Origin of the sequence: Arthrobacter sp. Cr_A7, assembly GCF_029222765.1 — a bacterium.
Taxonomy (GTDB): domain Bacteria; phylum Actinomycetota; class Actinomycetes; order Actinomycetales; family Micrococcaceae; genus Arthrobacter.
In genome coordinates this window covers 1-15,128 of record NZ_JARHXQ010000122.1, presented here as the reverse complement: position 1 = coordinate 15,128, position 15,128 = coordinate 1, and the positions used below count along the sequence as shown (strand labels likewise).

Below are 15,128 nucleotides of genomic sequence, written 5' to 3'. Positions count from 1 at the left end.
TTCCGGGTTACGTACCGCAGAAGGTCATGTAGGTGCCGAAGTCTTCCGGCGGGCCTTCCGTGTAGCGTTCAAGGCCCGGGCGTTCATCGTAGGGAGCATTGACGGCCTGCAGCAGCCGGTGCAGCGGATCAAGGTCCCCCTCGGTGGCGGCCGCGAGCGCTTCCTCCACGAGGTGGTTGCGCGGGATGTACACCGGGTTCACCGAATCCATCAGGTCAGCGTCGGGATCCAGTGCCAGCCACTGCCCGGCCCAGGCATCGAACGCGGCGAGGTCCAGGACCATGCCGCGGGCCGGCCGGACGTTCCCGCGCGCTGCCTGGCCGAGGTTCCGGAAGAACTGGGTGTAATCGACGGGGCCGTCCTTGAGCAGCGCAACAACCCCGTCCACCAGCTCCGATGCTGCGGCGTCCCCAGGGCTTCCGGCCGGGGCTTCCGGGAGGCCCAGCTTGGTTTTCATGCCGCTGAACCAGGCATCGCTGTACTGCTTCCGGAATTCGCCCAGGGCTTCCACGGCGGGGGCAACGGCCTGTTCCTGGTCCTCATTGAAAAGCGGCAGCATCGCTTCGGCGAGGCGGGCGAGGTTCCATTCGGCCACGACGGGCTGGTTGGCGTACGCATAGCGTCCGCCGACGTCGATGGAGCTGTAGACCGCGGCGGGATTAAAGGCGTCCATAAAGGCGCAGGGTCCGTAGTCGATGGTTTCACCGGAGATGGTCATGTTGTCCGTATTCATCACACCATGGACAAACCCCACCAGCATCCACTGCGCCACCAGCGAGGCCTGGGCGGACACTACGCCCTTAAAGAGGGCCAGGTACGGGTTTTCTGCTTCGGCAGCGGCCGGGTAGTGCCTGGCGATGGCGTGGTCCGCCAGCCGGCGCAGGAGCTCGATGTTGTCCGTTGCCCGCGCGTACTGGAAACTTCCCACGCGCAGGTGGCTGCTGGCCACACGGGCCAGGACCGCGCCGGGCAGCATGTCATCCCGGCGCACCTGCCGTCCGGTGCCCACCACGGCGAGCGAGCGGGTGGTGGGGATGCCCAGCGCATGCATCGCCTCGCTCACCAGGTACTCGCGCAGCATGGGACCGACGACGGCACGGCCATCGCCTGCCCGCGCAAAGGGTGTGCGGCCCGAGCCTTTGAGATGGATGTCCCGCAGGCGGCCGTTCGCGTCCACGATCTCGCCGAGGAGCAGGGCCCGGCCGTCGCCGAGCAACGGCGAGTAGCCACCGAACTGGTGTCCGGCGTAGGCCTGGGCCACGGGGGTTGCCCCTTCCGGCAGGTGGTTGCCGAGCAGGAGCCGGACGCCCTCGGGCATGCGCAGGTAGTCCGGGTCGAGTCCCAGCTCATGTGCGAGCGCTTCATTGAAGACCAGGAGCTGCGGGTCGGGGGCTTCCTCCGCCTGCCAGGGAACCGCCAATTCCGCCAGTTCCCGGGCGAAGCGGCCGTCGAAAGTAACTGTTGATTCTGCAGAGGCAGTCATGGGTTAACCCTATCCCTGTCGTTGGAATCCCTGTCGTTTGTCCGCCGGTTGACCAGCCAGGTAACCAGCCACAGGACAACCCCGATCACCATCAGTCCGCCGGCAATCTGGTACTGGATCACGTTGCGGCCCACCCACGGGCCGGCAAGGAACGCGCAGAGCAGTGCCGCCACGAGGGGCAGTTGGCCGGGCGAGGTGAAGAACACCTTCCGGTCGGGGTCCCGCTTCCGCCGCAGCACCAGGCAGGCCACGTTCACCACGGTAAAGACGCACAGCAGCAGGAACGCCGTGGTGCCGGACAGGTTGGCCACAATGTTGCTCTCGGGATCGCTGGTCACATAGAGGATCAGGCCCAGCGCGAGGATGGTGGAGAAGGCGATGCCGGCCCAGGGGGTGCGGCGAACGGGCAGCACCTTCCCCAAGGCCCGCGGCAGGACGTGTTGCCGGGCCATGCCGTAGATGAGGCGGCTGGCCATCAGCATGTTGATCAGGGCTGTGTTGGCGACGGCGAAGACGGCCAGGAACGGGAAGACCCGGTCGATCGGAAAGTCGGGTGACCCTTTGTGGACCACTTCCAGGAGCGCGGCTCCCTCAGCTTCCCGGATGCCTTCAAGCTCCGTGGGGGTCAGGACGCTGACCACGGAGACCGCCACCAGCATGTAGAGGAGCACGGCAATACCGAGCCCGGTCAGCATGGTCCGGGGGAAGATCTTTTCGGGGTTCCGGGTTTCTTCCACCATGTTCACCGAGTCTTCGAAGCCCACCATGGCAAAGAAGGCGATGGAGGTGGCGGCGGTGACGGCCAGGAACAGTCCCTTGTCCTGGTAGTCGTTGAACACGAAGATTTCGCCCGGATTGCCTGTCCCCTGGGCCATAACGTAGAAGCCGACGCCGATCACGATGCAGAGCGCGATCATCTCCACCAGGGTCAGCACCACGTTGAATTTAACGCTCTCCCCCACGCCGCGCAGATTGATGGCCGCCAGCAGGAGCATAAAGGCGAGGGCTACCGCAGTGATCACGCCCTGCCCCGGATCACCCATCACCCCGTTGATCTCCAGCCCGCCGAAAAAGTTTTGGGCCAGGACGTTCGCCGATGTCGATGCGCTGGTAATGCCGGAGCAGACCACGGCGAAGGCGACGAGGAAGGTGACGAAGTGGATCCCGAATGCTTTGTGCGTATAGAGCGCGGCCCCCGCGGCCTGCGGATACTGGGTGACCAGCTCAAGGTAGGAAAAGGCTGTCAGCGTGGCCACCACGAACGCCAGCAGGAAGGGCAGCCAGACGATGCCGCCCACTGTCCCTGCCATGGTTCCGGTCACGGCATAGACGCCGGCGCCGAGGATGTCCCCCACGATGAACAGCAGGAGGAGTTTGGGGCCGAGTACCCGTTTGAGGGCGGGTTCCTTGTCTTCGGGAGTAACGTCAAACACTTCTTCGGAAGTTGCGCTCATTGTCGGCCTCCACGCCGGGTCGGGTGGCCAGCTTCCGGACTGCTGCCACGTATTTCACTGTGATCCTCCTTGCGCGCTTTGGCAATGTTCCCGCTCCCCGCGGCCGGTCCGTCCGTGACCCCGCCCTCCGGCCAGCGGTCACGCCGGGGGAAGGCGATCCGCTGCAGGTCATGGGCGGCAATGACACGGGTGCTGTCCGCCCGCGCGGCGCCCTGCCCGGCAAGCATGGCGAGGTCGTCGCCGTACCTGGACGAGAAATGCGTGAGCACCAGGGTGCCGGCAGCGGCGCCTGCCGCCAACTCCCCTGCCTGCCCGGCGGTGAGGTGGCGGTACTGGTGCGCCAGCCCGGCGTCGTCGTCGCTGAAGGTGGACTCGGCGACCAGGAGGTCCACGCCGTCGGCCAGCTCTTCGGCGCCCGTGCAGGGCGCGGTGTCCATGACGAACGCGAAGCGCTGCCCGGGCCGGGGCACGCTGACGTCTTCCAGTCCGACGCCGGCGAGGGAGCCTTCGCGCTGCAGGCGCCCCACGTCAGGGCCTTCAATGCCCGCTGCCGCGAGCAGGTGGGGCAACAGGGTGCGGCCGTCAGGTTCCGTGAGCCGGTAGCCGTAGGTTTCGATGCGGTGCTTCAATGGCCGGACGTACAGCCCTTCAGCAATAGCCCCGGACGCGCCGTGGGGCTGGAGCCTCAGGTCGATCCCGGGCGAACTGATGGAAACGAGGGCCCGGACCACATCCTCCCCGGACGCGGGATAGTGGAGGTGTACGGGATGCGTGACCCCGTCCAAAGCCATGCGGGACAGCACGCCGGGCAGGCCGAAACAGTGGTCGCCGTGGACGTGGGTGAGGCAGATCCTGGTGATTTGGGTTGCCGATACACCGGCATGGATCATCTGGCGCTGGGTGCCCTCGCCGGGGTCGAAGAGCAGGCCTTCGCGGTCCCAGCGCAGCAGGTACCCGTTATGGTTCCTGGTGCGGGTAGGGACCTGCGATGCAGTTCCAAGGACAATGAGTTCACGCATGGTTGAAGGGGGAAACCAAAAAGCAGGCTCCGGAGGAACCTGCCTTGTGGTGTGTCATCTGGGGGTCAGTGCCGCCTGAGCATTCCCATAATCTTGCCGGCGATGCCACTTTGCCTGCCGCCCACCGCACCGGTTGTGTGCGGGGTGCGTCCTGGTGCGCCGATGCCGCGCCGGCGCACTGTTCCGCCGGTCTCGGCCCTGCCTGCGAATCGTCCAGCGGCGTTCTTGATCATGCTTCCCAAGTTCATGTGAAACTCCTTCAGTCTTGATCTTGCCAACCGATATTCATCAGTCTGCTTAGTATTTTAGCCCACTTTGGGCCGAAGGCCAGATGCTGTTGGCTTAGCGTTCCAAATCGTCCGGATCGAATTCGCTGAGCGGGGAACCGCCGAAGTTTTCCGTGTCGTCGCTGCCCTCGGCTTCCGCACCGCCCGGGTTTTCGCCAAAGTCAACGTCTGCAACGGCTTCGCCGAGGGTCGGCGTACCAGGGGGCACCTGCTCGTCGCCGGCCTCATACCGGGCTTCGGCCGTCTCGTCCCGCAGTGTCTGATCGCTGAGAAAGTCCTCTTCTTCGCCGGATACGGCCTCATCCTGGAGCAGGGGATCCTCCTGCCAGCGGTCCGGATTGTTTTCGGCGGCACCCGGGTAGTTGTCCGGTTCGCCGGAGACGGGGTCGAGTTCGAAGGATGCGGCGGCGCCGGGAGTCTCGTCGAGAAGCACGTCGTTTTCCTCGACAACTTCCAGTTCGTCGTCAGGGAGGTTCTGTTCAGTCATGATGATGCCTTCCTCGTGATCGGCTTACCCAACAATAGTAAGCATACTGATGAACGGCAGGGGTGGAAACCAGCCGTCCGCGGACTAAAGGTGCTGCCCGCACCAGGCCATCGTGTCGTTCCACGCGGCCGTTGCTTGCGCTTCGTTGTAGCGCTCGCCGGTGTCGTTGTGAAAGGCATGGTCGACGCCCGGATAGACGGTGAGCTGATGGGTTACCGACGTTGCGGCCAAAGCGTCGCGGAGTGCCGGCATGGCTCCGGTGATGCGCTGGTCCCGCTCCGCGTAGACGCCGAAGACGGCCGCCTTGATGCCGGGAACCCTGTTGAGGTCCGGGGCCGGTCCGTAAAACGCGGCAGTGGCTTTAAGGCCGCTCAGTTCTGTGGCCGCCTGCCAGGTAATGCCGCCGCCGAAGCAGTAGCCGTTCATGCCGATGCGGGCAGGGTCAACGAAGTCCTGTGCCGCCAGGTAGTCGAAGGCCGCGGCGAAGTCGCCCACGTGGCGCGGTGCACCGGCCCTGGTCAGCGCACCCGGCACGGCGTCGGGGTCCATGCCCGCCGTTCCTCCTTCCCTGCTGAGCAGGTCAAGCGCCAGGGCGCTGTAGCCAGCCTTGGCAAAACGCCGGGCCACGTCCTGGATGTGCGGCGTCAGTCCGCGGTTTTCGTGGCAGATCATTACGGCAGGACCAGCCGCTGCGGCCTCCTGCCGGGCAAGGTAACCACTGATGTCCGTGCCGCCGGAGGGGAAGGTGACGGTCGACGTCGTTATCCCCTGCGTGCCCTCCGGAACGGACAGCGGGCTCGTGGCTCCGGGAACGGCGCCCGACGTCGACGTGCCGTTGCCCGCCGTCGAGGATGACGGACTGGGCGTGGGCATGGGGTCCGTACTGCGCGGGACCTCCTCGGGCGTGCAGCCCACGAGAAGCATGGCGGCGGAAGCGGCGGTCATACTCCCGGTGATGAATGCCACCCGGCGGGTGAAGGTCCGGTGGGTCATGTCGCCGGCCCGGTAGTCGTCGAAGAATTCCTCGATCAGGTACTTTTCGAATTTGCCCAGCTGGACCATGGCCGCCTCCTGGAGTAGATCACCATCGTTGCCTAACTCCAGGCCGAGGACAAGGGGTTTTCGGCTGCCTGGACCGGTCGGTTGCCTCTTCTCCCGGGGTGCCAATGCTGTTAGATTTGCACCCCTGAAGGCTGGCCGCTGCCAGGACATTCCGGAAGGACCGATGATGCTCTCTGACACGTCACGTCCCGTCATCGAGGCGACCCTGCCCGTGGTCGGAGAGCATATCGGGGAGATCGCCAAACGCTTCTACAAGCACATGTTCGAAGCGCGGCCGGACCTGCTGGACGGTCTCTTCAACCGGGGCAACCAGGCGGACGGCCGCCAGCAGCAGGCGCTGGCCGGATCAATCGCTGCGTTCGCCAGGTATTTAGTGGAGAAACCGGACCAGCTGCCTGACCACCTGCTGTCACGCGTTGCCCATAAACACGTCTCGCTCGGCCTGAGCCCGGACCAGTACCAGACCGTCCATGACCACCTGATGTGGGCAATCGTCGATGTGCTGGGCGACGCCGTTACCCCGCCGGTTGCCGAAGCCTGGGACGAGGTCTACTGGCTGATGGCGAACATGCTGATCAACAAGGAACGTGGCCTCTACAACGCGGTGCACCTTTCACCGGGCACCATCTGGCGGACGTGGCGGGTGGCCGAGCGCATCCAGGAGACCGAGGATGTGGTCACCTTCGTGGTGGAAAGGACCGACGAACGCGAGGTCAAGCCGTCCCTGCCCGGACAGTACGTGACCATCAAAATGCTTATGAACGACGGCGTGCATCAGCCGCGCCAATACAGCCTCACCCGCGCGGACGACGGGAAACACCGGCATTTCGCGGTCAAAAGGGTGCACGGGCTGGGCACTCCCGACGGCGAGATGTCCAACCTGCTGCACAACGACGTCAAGGTGGGCGACGAAGTGGTGCTGTCAGCGCCTTTCGGCGACGTGGTGCTGGGGTACACGGACAGGCCGGTGGTTCTGGCGAGCGCAGGGATCGGCATCACTCCAATGGCCGGAATGCTGTCCCACCTCGTGAAGGCCGGCTCGTTGCGCCAGGTGATGTTCCTGCACGCAGATGACGCTCCGGCCTCGTTTCCGCTCCGCCGGCAGGTCACCGAGGACCTCGGTCTGCTGGCTGACGGATCCCTGTACACCTGGTTCCTGAATCCGGATAAAGATTCAGGCGGCACCTCATTCCAGGGGTTCATGGATATCAACGCCGTGGAGTTTCCGATCGACGCCGAGTACTACCTCTGCGGCCCGCTGCCGTTCCTCCAAGCCGTCCGGAGCGACCTGATCGCTACGGGAATTCCGGCAAAAGACATCCAGTACGAAGTCTTCGGGCCGGATCTCTGGCTCGCCGACTTCCAGTAGCCCATAGAGAGAGGAAAGCCATGGCACAGTTCACGGGCAAAGTTGCGCTGGTCACCGGAGGCGGCTCCGGCATCGGCGAGGCAATCTGTAAGGAACTCGCCGCCAAGGGTGCCAGTGGTGGTAACCGACATCAATCTGGAGGCGGCGGAGCGCGTTGTCCAGGAAATCGTTGGCGACGGCGGGACCGCCTCGGCCGTCCGCCAGGACACGGCGAACAAGGAGGACGCCGAGAAGGTTGTCCGCCACGCCGTTGACACCTACGGGGCCCTCCATTTAGCCGTCAACAATGCGGGCATCGGCGGCAAGCAGGCGCCCGCTGGCGAAACCGACCTGGACGAGTGGGACAAGGTCATCGATATCAACCTCAACGGGGTGCTGTACGGCATGCGTTACCAGATACCGCAGATGCTCGCTGCCGGCGCGGACAAGTGCGCCATCGTGAATATGGCCTCCATTCACGGGAGTGTCGCAGCCCTGGGGAACGGCGCTTACACCGCCGCAAAACACGGGGTGGTGGGGATTACCAAGAACGCCGCCGCCGAATATGGACCCCAGGGCCTGCGCATCAACTCGGTTGGCCCGGGCTACATCAGGACGCCGCTCGTTGAGAGCAGCCTCAGCGCCGAAGCCCTGCAGGTGCTCGAAGGAAAGCACGCGCTGGGCCGGCTTGGCAGGTCCGAGGAAGTCGCCCACCTCGTTGCCTTCCTCCTGTCCGAGGACGCATCGTTCATGACCGGTGGCTACTACCTCGTTGATGGAGGATACACAGCCGTCTGACGGAGAGGCGCCGTCCATCCGGGCCGCCTCTTTTCGTTCACTCGCAATACGGTCGGGACGGATGTGGAGTAAGGACAACGGAGTGGCTGGAAGCAGGCGGATGAGCGGACCGCACTGGCGGCGTGTGATGGCAGCTCTCGCCAACGATGACGCACGAGCCGCGTACGCGCACATAGTGCTCGGCGCCGAGGTCCCTGGTGATGCCAACGATCAACGGCGAAAGCGGGCCGTCGCTGCCCTGCTTGATTCCGGTCTTGTGGAACGGAATGCTTCCGGTCATTTGGAGGCATCCGGATCGATATTCCGTGACCTTCTGGGGCAGCAACCGCGACGGCAGGCGCAGACAGGTTTGGACCGGTTCATGCGCCTGGGCAGGATTGAGAGGTATCCCGCTAATAAGGCAGAGCGGCGGGAGCTCCTGGCCTGGATAGTCAGTCAGGCCATCAAGCCGGGTGAAACCCTGACGGAGAGACAGGTCAATGAACGGCTCCTCAGCTATACCGACGACGTAGTGCTGCTGCGCCGCTACCTGGTGGACTTCGGGCTGCTGTCACGTACGCCGTCAGGCTCCTCGTACTCGTTGCCGGAAGAAGAACACGCTTAGGGTGCTTTCATCCCGCCACTTATGCTGGTCGGGTGACTCCCGCCCCCTCCCCCAGCCCGCTCGACGTCGTAGTCCATTCAGGGCCGGCCGACTGGTGGGTAATACTTGCCGGCCTGGGACCCCTGGCCGTTCTCATTGCGGCCCTTCTGGCTTTTTACATCAACTGGCGGACGCTCAAGCAGCGTACGGCTGCAGACAAGACGGCACTGGATCAAAAGCGGGAAGCGGACGTGCAGGCGCTGAGGCAGAAGACCGAAGCTGACAGCCGCGCCGAATGGTGGCGGCGGACCCAGTGGGCGCTGGACCGCGCATTGGACGACGATGAAGGGACCAAGGCCCTGGGGCTCGCAACGCTGGAAGTTCTGGCGCGGAGCGAACTGGCGCGCGAGGAGGAACTCGAGTTGTTCGATATCGCCTGGAAAAACGTCTCCGGCGATGAGAACGGGGAGGACTACGACTCCGCCCAGGATGTCCAGTCCGTGGACTCCGATGGAGAGATGGGCGACAATGAAATGACTGGTAAGCACAAGACTGAGGAGGTTGGACAATGAGCGCTGCGTCATCTGAACACCGGTTTGTCCATACTCCCCGGAGTACCACCGCCAAACCGGCGAAGAAGAAGGCCACTCCTGCCGAGCACCGTGTCCAGGTTGCAGCGGCCAGGCTACGGGTGACGCTCGATGAGCGTCTCGGACGTGAAACGCCCGCCAAAACCAAGGCACTGGCCAAGGAATCCATCTAGTCCGGCTGCCTGGCTAAAGCAGTGGCAGCAGTAATTCTGGGATGGAATACGGACGGGCGGAACCCTTGGAACTACCGGGACGCCGTCGAGCAGGTCAGGGAAGCCGGCCGGTTTTTTGTCCGCTGGGGTGTTAATCGACGCCGGAACATTGGGCCCGGAACGGAAGTTTGGCTTTTCCTCCACGGCAGCAGTGACGCGGGCAGCGGCCTGATCGGCCACGGCGCTGTGCTCACCGGGATCTGCCAAGCGGGGCATCGCCAGGATGCGCAGGCAGACGGGCAGTATGTCGGTGTCGTCTTCGACGCCTTGCTGCCCCTTGGCGAGCAGATAAGGCCGGACGTGTTGGCCACAGCAGTGCCCGGCGTCCGGTGGGGCAACGCGATCCGCCAACCGACGACGGTCCCGTTGTCGGCGGAGCCTGGGCTTCGCCGGCTGTGGCGGGAGCTGGGACCTGCCGCCGCCACCGTCAACGAACTGGTTCCAGGAACCTACCCGGTGGAGGCGGTCAGCAGTATTGAAGTGAACCGCTATGAACGCGACCCGGACGCGCGGCGAATATGCCTGGCGTTCCATGGCACGTCATGCGCTGCCTGTAGTTTCTCCTTCGAGGCGCGTTACGGTGAACTCGGAGAAGGATTCATCCACGTCCACCACACTGTGCCGGCATCCCTGCTGGGCAACGGATACCAACTGGACCCCGTCGCGGACCTTGTGCCCCTGTGCGCCAACTGCCACGACATGGCGCACCGGGACGCCGGCACAGCACGCAGTGTCACGGAACTTCGAAACATCATTGCCAGCGCAGGCCACCTTCGCGGCGAGATGGTGGCTGAGCAAACACTGGAGGCGCAGGAGAACGCCCTGCGGATCCTTAATGCGGGCCTGGACTGACTGACGGTGCGGGCAGGCAGTTACTGCCCTGCCGGCGTTGTCCCGAACATCAGTGTGCGTCGGCGGACGTCGTAGTACACGGTCGCTGAGCGTTTCAGGAGGCCTTGGAGGACCTCGGCGTCCTCTGCGTCAAGGGTAAGGACCTCCTCCCACGCCCCTTGGTCAAGGACCAGCTGGAGGGTCCAGGTGCCCGGCTTTCCGGCGTCCCCGGCCACCCAGCTGAACTGGTAGTGGTTAACCTGTCGGACCTGGATGCTGTCATCGGTGATGGGTTGTTTTGGTGTGGGGCTCATGGTCCCCTCCTGGATCGGCGGCGGGTGGGCCCTCTGCATAAGCCAATTACCAATCTAGACCTGGCACCCTTCGTGATCCAGAGCATGTACGCCAGGATCTGGAACCCACAAAATTCCATCAACAACCTGAATCTTTGCGCCCGGCGGGGTTATCCTCAGAATGCGTATCCAGTTGCGGGGGCATCCGGGCGGGGGGCTAGGCGCACCCGCGGTGTGACTGCCGCGGGCCAGTTTCATAATTTGCATTCACACCGGGGTGACCCGGCGGATTTCAAAGGAAACGAGCATGGGCCGTCGACGCGCAGCAACTGACCCGATCTATCCGCGATGGATCTGGATCGCAGCGGCGGCCACAGTGGCCCTTCTCATCGTTGGCGGCGCATTCGTGCTGCGCACCATGCTCTTTCCCGATCCAGGGGAAGGCGGCACGTCCGGGGGGAATGGCAATACACCTTCAGCGGCCGAGCCCTTGACGCAGGACAATCCTGCCGCCGTCGCCGGCGCCTCGCCCTGCATCTCCTTGAACATCCTCACTTCGCTCGAGAACGCCGAGATGGTCCGCGCCCTGGCGGCCGCATACACCGCTAAACCCCGCAACGTGGACGGTAAATGTGTGACGCCGGCAGTCACCCAGGAAAAATCGGGAGTCGCTGCCGGCAAGGTGGGGGCGCAGTTCCCAGGCGTTCCGGCCGCCGACAGGCCCTCCATCTGGCTGCCGGATTCCTCGGCGTGGTTACGGATCGCAGGGGAAAATGCCACCGGAAGCACTGCCGGCCAGGAAGGAACCAGCATCGCCCGGAGTGCGATCATTGTCGCCATGCCGGAGACGATGGTGCGCGCCCTCGGCTGGGACAGCACACCGCCGTCGTGGTCTGACGTCTTCAAAATGTCCGAAGAGCAGGACGTCTGGGAGCGCCTCGGCCATGGCGACTGGGGGAAATTCAAGTTCGGCAAGGCCAGTCCGCTCGTCTCAACGTCGGGCTTGATGGCCCTTGCTGCTTCCTACGGAGCCGCCGGAGGCAGCCTTGGGGGCTTGGACGACATGGACCTGGATGCACCGTCCCTGGTGGAGAAGGTGCGTGCCGTGGAATTGGGCACCAGCCACTACATGGCCACTCCCGAACACTTCCTGTGGCACGCCAGGGAAGCTGACGACGCCGGGAATGTCGCGGAGTTCCTCTCCGCGGTGATCGTGGATGAAAAGGCGGTCTGGGACTATAACCGGGGAGTGGTCAGCGAGGACGGTACAAAAAAGCAGTCCGGCCCCGTGCCCAAGGAGCCCCTCCGGGCCATCTACCCCAATGACGGCGTGCACGTGGCTGACAACCCGGCAGTAATCCTTGACGGCGAATGGGTACAGAGCCAGCAGCGTCTGGCCGCGCAGGACTTCCTCGCGTTCGCCGTGACGGAGCAGGGCCAGGACGTCGTCAAGGCGTCCGGCTACCGCAGCATCCAGGGAAAGCTGGACGCCACCGTGGCGGCAACCGGCCGGTACGCCGAGACGCTCCAACCGCTGCCACTCCCCAAGGCGGAGTCGCTTGTTGCCATGCAGGACAGCTTCCACGAGGTCCGCAAGCGGGCCAGGGCCTTGTTCCTGCTGGATGTTTCTGAGTCCATGGTGCAGGAGACCGGAGTGACCAAGTTGCAGCGGGCCAAGGATGCCGTTGTCAAGGCACTGGACCATTTCGTGGGTGAGGACGAGATTGGGCTGGCCGCGTTCTCCCATGTGGATGACGGCCCCCTGCAGCCGGGCATCGTCAGCCCGGTAGCGCCGCTGAAGACCAATAAAGAAGACATCATCGCCAAGCTCAACGGGCTCCAGGCCGTGGACGCTACGCCGCTTTTTGAAGCGGTTGGCCGCTTCGCTGGCGATCAGGCCAAGGACTACAAAGACAGCTTCATCAACACCATTGTGCTTTTAAGCGACGGCAAGAATGATTCCACCCACCCCGGAGACCTGCCCGGGCTCACCGAACAGCTCAGCCATCAGAACCACGCGACACCGGTGCTCGTTTTTACACTCGCATACGGGCCCGACGCCGACGTCCCCACTTTGCTTGAGATCGCCAGGGCGAGCGGGGCGCACTACTACGACGCCACCGACCCGAACAGGCTCGAGGAGGTACTCGGCGAACTGGTGACCAGCTTCTAGGCCTTGACGGTTGCAAAACGTTTTGCATATAGTGATGCAAGCAACATCCAAAACGTTTTGCAAAGGAACGAAGTCAATGGCGACAAAGGTCAACATCCGGGACGTGGCGAAAGCTGCCGGCGTCTCCGTAACCACCGTGTCGCATGCCCTGAGCGAAGCGCACAGCTCCCGGGTGAACGCCCGGACTGTGGAACACATCAAAGCCGTAGCCGGTGACCTCGGCTACGCACCGAACCGCCTGGCAAGCGGACTGCGCAACCAACGTTCACAGATCCTCGGCCTTGTCAGTGACGAGATCACCACCACGCCCTTTGCCGGCGCCATGATCCAGGGCGCCCAGGACGCCGCCTCGGAGCACGGGTACTTGCTGATGGTGGTCAACTCCGGCTTGGACAATGAGCTGGAGCGCCAGGAAATCCGGGCCCTGCAGCAGCACCAGGTGGACGGCATCGTCTACGCCCGCATGTTCAACCAGCAGGTGTCCGTCCCGGGCGAACTGGGTGCAGCCCCCACTGTTGTCCTCGACGCCACCCCGGACAACCCCGCACTGTCCTCTGTGGTGCCGGACGAGTTCGGGGCCGGCGAGTCCGCGGCCGAACTTCTGGTTACGGCCGGTCATCGCCGGATTGCCATGGTCAACAACGAGGACGATATTCCGGCCGCCCACGGGCGGCTCGCAGGGTTCCGCGCAGCGCTTGTCCGCCATGGACTGGAACTACCCGCGGACTGCCTGGTGGCCGGACATCCAAGCACTGCGGGAGGCCGGGAAGCGGCGCTTCAGCTGTTGTCCCGGCCGGAACCACCTACCGCGCTGTTCTGCTTCAATGACCAGATGGCCATGGGCGCCTACCAGGCGGCAGGCCACCTTGGCCTGAAGGTTCCGGCTGACGTTTCAATTGTGGGCGTTGACAACCTTGAGCTCATCGCCGACGGCCTCTGGCCGGGCCTGTCCACCATGGCCCTCCCCCACTATGAGATGGGCCGGTGGGCTGTCCTGAAACTCCTGGAGGAGCTTGAGGACCCCGGGGCGCCGCGGGGGCAGGCAAAGATTTCCTGCCCCGTCATTGAGCGGGAGTCCGTCGCTCCGCCCCGGAACTGACACCCAGGCGCAAGAAAACCCCCGTTAAAAACGGGAACGCAGCCGTTGCAGCGGCCGCGTTCCCTGCAGGACCTACATCAATCCCCCGCTGTCCAAGCAGAAAGACCGACCCATGAACAAGAAGTTCACCAAGATCCTGGCGACCAGCATAGCCGCAGCCGCCCTCACAGCCACCCTCGCCGGCTGCGGCAAGGGCAGTGCATCGTCCTCCACCGAAGGTTCCGGTGAGATCGCGCTCTGGACCCACAACGCCGGCAACCCGGAGGAACTGGCCGCCGTCCAGAAGATCGTTGACTCCTACAACGGCAGCCAGGACAACGTGAAGATCAAGATCCAGGCCTTCCCCCAGGACTCCTACAACGACTCCGTGGTCTCCGCAGCAGCGGCCGGCAACCTGCCCTGCATCGTGGACATTGACGGCCCCAACGTGCCTAACTGGGCCTGGGCCGGGTACCTGAAGCCCCTCGAACTGGATGCGGACCTTTCCAAGCATCTCCCCAGCACCGTGGCTGAATGGGATGGAAAGCCCTACGCCGTTGGCTACTACGATGTCGCCCTGGCCATGATGGCCCGCGCCTCGGACCTGAAGGCCGCCGGCGTACGCCCTGCCACCATGGAGAAGCCGTGGACCAAGGAAGAGTTCCAGGATGCCCTCACCAAGCTCAAGGCTCTGGGCACGTGGGAGCACCCGCTGGACCTGGGCACCGCCGGCACTGGCGAATGGCTTCCGTACGGCTACTCCCCCCTCCTGCAGTCGTTCGGCGGCGACCTGGTGAACAGGGACGGCTTCCAAAGTGCAGAGGGCGCACTGAACGGCGACAAGGCGGTGGAGTGGGCCGAGTGGTTCCGCGGCCTCGCGGACCAGGGCTTCATGGCCAAGAAGAGCGGCAAGGACTCCACCCAGGACTTCCTGAACAACAAGTCAGCGATCGTGTACACGGGCTCGTGGGCCGGAGACAAGGCCAGGGCGGCCCTTGGCGACGACCTCGTCGTCATGCCGCCGGTGGACCTCGGCGAGGGCCCGAAGATCGGCGGCGCCTCCTGGCAGTGGGGCGTCACCAGCGGCTGCAGCAACGGCGAGGCAGCCATGGACTACCTCTCCTACTCCCTGAAGCCGGAAAACATTGCCGCAGTGGCCAAGGCCACCGGCGCGATTCCTGCCAGCGAAGAGGCGGCGGCCCAGATTCCGGCCTTCGCCCAGGGCGGCGCCAACCGGATCTTCATGGACTTCTCCCGCGAATACGCGGTCATGCGGCCCGAGACGCCCGCCTACCCCTTCATCGCCACCGAATACGGGAAGGCCGTGCAGGACATCCTGAACGGGGCGGACGCGAAGTCCACCCTTGATAACGCCGTGAAGGCGATCGACGCCAACATCAAGTCCAACGGCGGCTACAAGAACTAGCCGG

General features: G+C 64.3%; 15 protein-coding genes and 1 pseudogene. 9 read left to right on the top strand and 7 right to left on the bottom strand.

Annotated elements, in window-relative coordinates; translation table 11 throughout:
- Positions 1-7: 7 nt before the first annotated feature.
- The 6 genes from P2Q66_RS07525 to P2Q66_RS07500 all read right to left on the bottom strand — a co-directional run bounded on the left by P2Q66_RS07525 (position 8) and on the right by P2Q66_RS07500 (position 5,792).
- The gene (locus tag P2Q66_RS07525) at positions 8-1,483 is read right to left on the bottom strand and encodes a protein adenylyltransferase SelO (protein ID WP_275726886.1); all 1,476 of its coding nucleotides are present in this window, start codon (positions 1,481-1,483) and stop codon (positions 8-10) included.
- A complete protein-coding gene (locus tag P2Q66_RS07520) occupies positions 1,480-2,937 on the bottom strand; it encodes an APC family permease (RefSeq protein WP_275726885.1) in 1,458 nt (485 codons plus the stop codon). Before P2Q66_RS07520 ends, P2Q66_RS07525 begins: the two co-directional genes overlap by 4 nt.
- Entirely contained in the window at positions 2,934-3,956 is a 1,023-nt protein-coding gene (locus P2Q66_RS07515; protein ID WP_275726883.1) for a ribonuclease Z, read from the bottom strand. Before P2Q66_RS07515 ends, P2Q66_RS07520 begins: the two co-directional genes overlap by 4 nt.
- Positions 3,957-4,021: 65 nt before the next feature.
- On the bottom strand, positions 4,022-4,204 hold the full coding sequence (locus P2Q66_RS07510; protein WP_275726880.1) for a hypothetical protein: 183 nt from the start codon (positions 4,202-4,204) through the stop codon (positions 4,022-4,024).
- 94 nt (positions 4,205-4,298) lie between these two features.
- Complete coding sequence (locus P2Q66_RS07505) at positions 4,299-4,730, bottom strand: hypothetical protein (RefSeq protein WP_275726877.1); 432 nt, start codon at positions 4,728-4,730, stop codon at positions 4,299-4,301.
- Between the two features lie 84 nt (positions 4,731-4,814).
- Positions 4,815-5,792 carry a dienelactone hydrolase family protein gene (locus P2Q66_RS07500; protein ID WP_275726874.1) on the bottom strand — a complete coding sequence of 326 codons (978 nt, stop codon included), beginning with the start codon at positions 5,790-5,792 and terminating at the stop codon, positions 4,815-4,817.
- Between the two features lie 166 nt (positions 5,793-5,958).
- On the opposite strand from P2Q66_RS07500, the gene P2Q66_RS07495 reads away from it, so the two are divergent.
- The 6 genes and pseudogenes from P2Q66_RS07495 to P2Q66_RS07470 all read left to right on the top strand — a co-directional run bounded on the left by P2Q66_RS07495 (position 5,959) and on the right by P2Q66_RS07470 (position 10,175).
- Positions 5,959-7,161: a globin domain-containing protein gene (locus P2Q66_RS07495; protein WP_275726888.1), complete on the top strand. Its 1,203-nt coding sequence runs from the start codon at positions 5,959-5,961 to the stop codon at positions 7,159-7,161.
- A 20-nt stretch (positions 7,162-7,181) separates the two neighbouring features.
- Positions 7,182-7,938, top strand: a pseudogene (locus P2Q66_RS07490) (glucose 1-dehydrogenase).
- A 100-nt stretch (positions 7,939-8,038) separates the two neighbouring features.
- Positions 8,039-8,542, top strand: a complete 504-nt coding sequence (locus P2Q66_RS07485) for a DUF2087 domain-containing protein (protein ID WP_275726872.1) — start codon at positions 8,039-8,041, stop codon at positions 8,540-8,542.
- A gap of 32 nt (positions 8,543-8,574) precedes the next feature.
- Positions 8,575-9,093, top strand: a complete 519-nt coding sequence (locus P2Q66_RS07480) for a hypothetical protein (RefSeq protein ID WP_275726869.1) — start codon at positions 8,575-8,577, stop codon at positions 9,091-9,093.
- Entirely contained in the window at positions 9,090-9,284 is a 195-nt protein-coding gene (locus P2Q66_RS07475; protein ID WP_275726867.1) for a hypothetical protein, read from the top strand. The genes P2Q66_RS07480 and P2Q66_RS07475 overlap by 4 nt, the downstream gene beginning before the upstream one ends.
- A gap of 21 nt (positions 9,285-9,305) precedes the next feature.
- On the top strand, positions 9,306-10,175 hold the full coding sequence (locus tag P2Q66_RS07470; RefSeq protein WP_275726865.1) for an HNH endonuclease: 870 nt from the start codon (positions 9,306-9,308) through the stop codon (positions 10,173-10,175).
- A gap of 20 nt (positions 10,176-10,195) precedes the next feature.
- Here the strand turns inward: P2Q66_RS07470 and P2Q66_RS07465 are convergent, their stop codons facing one another.
- Positions 10,196-10,468: a hypothetical protein gene (locus tag P2Q66_RS07465; RefSeq protein ID WP_079596269.1), complete on the bottom strand. Its 273-nt coding sequence runs from the start codon at positions 10,466-10,468 to the stop codon at positions 10,196-10,198.
- 286 nt (positions 10,469-10,754) lie between these two features.
- Here P2Q66_RS07465 and P2Q66_RS07460 point away from each other — a divergent pair, with 286 nt between their 5' ends.
- The 3 genes from P2Q66_RS07460 to P2Q66_RS07450 all read left to right on the top strand — a co-directional run bounded on the left by P2Q66_RS07460 (position 10,755) and on the right by P2Q66_RS07450 (position 15,124).
- Positions 10,755-12,620 carry a substrate-binding domain-containing protein gene (locus tag P2Q66_RS07460; protein WP_275726864.1) on the top strand — a complete coding sequence of 622 codons (1,866 nt, stop codon included), beginning with the start codon at positions 10,755-10,757 and terminating at the stop codon, positions 12,618-12,620.
- A gap of 76 nt (positions 12,621-12,696) precedes the next feature.
- Complete coding sequence (locus P2Q66_RS07455; protein ID WP_275726862.1) at positions 12,697-13,719, top strand: LacI family DNA-binding transcriptional regulator; 1,023 nt, start codon at positions 12,697-12,699, stop codon at positions 13,717-13,719.
- A gap of 112 nt (positions 13,720-13,831) precedes the next feature.
- On the top strand, positions 13,832-15,124 hold the full coding sequence (locus P2Q66_RS07450; RefSeq protein ID WP_275726861.1) for a sugar ABC transporter substrate-binding protein: 1,293 nt from the start codon (positions 13,832-13,834) through the stop codon (positions 15,122-15,124).
- The last annotated feature ends 4 nt before the right edge of the window (positions 15,125-15,128 follow it).

Coding starts and splice junctions, on each gene's coding strand:
- P2Q66_RS07495 (WP_275726888.1), top strand. CDS start 5,959: ATGCTCTCTGACACGTCACGTCCCGTCATCGAGGCGACCCTGCCCGTG.
- P2Q66_RS07455 (WP_275726862.1), top strand. CDS start 12,697: ATGGCGACAAAGGTCAACATCCGGGACGTGGCGAAAGCTGCCGGCGTC.
- P2Q66_RS07520 (WP_275726885.1), bottom strand. CDS start 2,937: ATGAGCGCAACTTCCGAAGAAGTGTTTGACGTTACTCCCGAAGACAAG.
- P2Q66_RS07505 (WP_275726877.1), bottom strand. CDS start 4,730: ATGACTGAACAGAACCTCCCTGACGACGAACTGGAAGTTGTCGAGGAA.
- P2Q66_RS07485 (WP_275726872.1), top strand. CDS start 8,039: ATGAGCGGACCGCACTGGCGGCGTGTGATGGCAGCTCTCGCCAACGAT.
- P2Q66_RS07460 (WP_275726864.1), top strand. CDS start 10,755: ATGGGCCGTCGACGCGCAGCAACTGACCCGATCTATCCGCGATGGATC.
- P2Q66_RS07500 (WP_275726874.1), bottom strand. CDS start 5,792: ATGGTCCAGCTGGGCAAATTCGAAAAGTACCTGATCGAGGAATTCTTC.
- P2Q66_RS07465 (WP_079596269.1), bottom strand. CDS start 10,468: ATGAGCCCCACACCAAAACAACCCATCACCGATGACAGCATCCAGGTC.
- P2Q66_RS07510 (WP_275726880.1), bottom strand. CDS start 4,204: ATGAACTTGGGAAGCATGATCAAGAACGCCGCTGGACGATTCGCAGGC.
- P2Q66_RS07450 (WP_275726861.1), top strand. CDS start 13,832: ATGAACAAGAAGTTCACCAAGATCCTGGCGACCAGCATAGCCGCAGCC.
- P2Q66_RS07525 (WP_275726886.1), bottom strand. CDS start 1,483: ATGACTGCCTCTGCAGAATCAACAGTTACTTTCGACGGCCGCTTCGCC.
- P2Q66_RS07515 (WP_275726883.1), bottom strand. CDS start 3,956: ATGCGTGAACTCATTGTCCTTGGAACTGCATCGCAGGTCCCTACCCGC.
- P2Q66_RS07475 (WP_275726867.1), top strand. CDS start 9,090: ATGAGCGCTGCGTCATCTGAACACCGGTTTGTCCATACTCCCCGGAGT.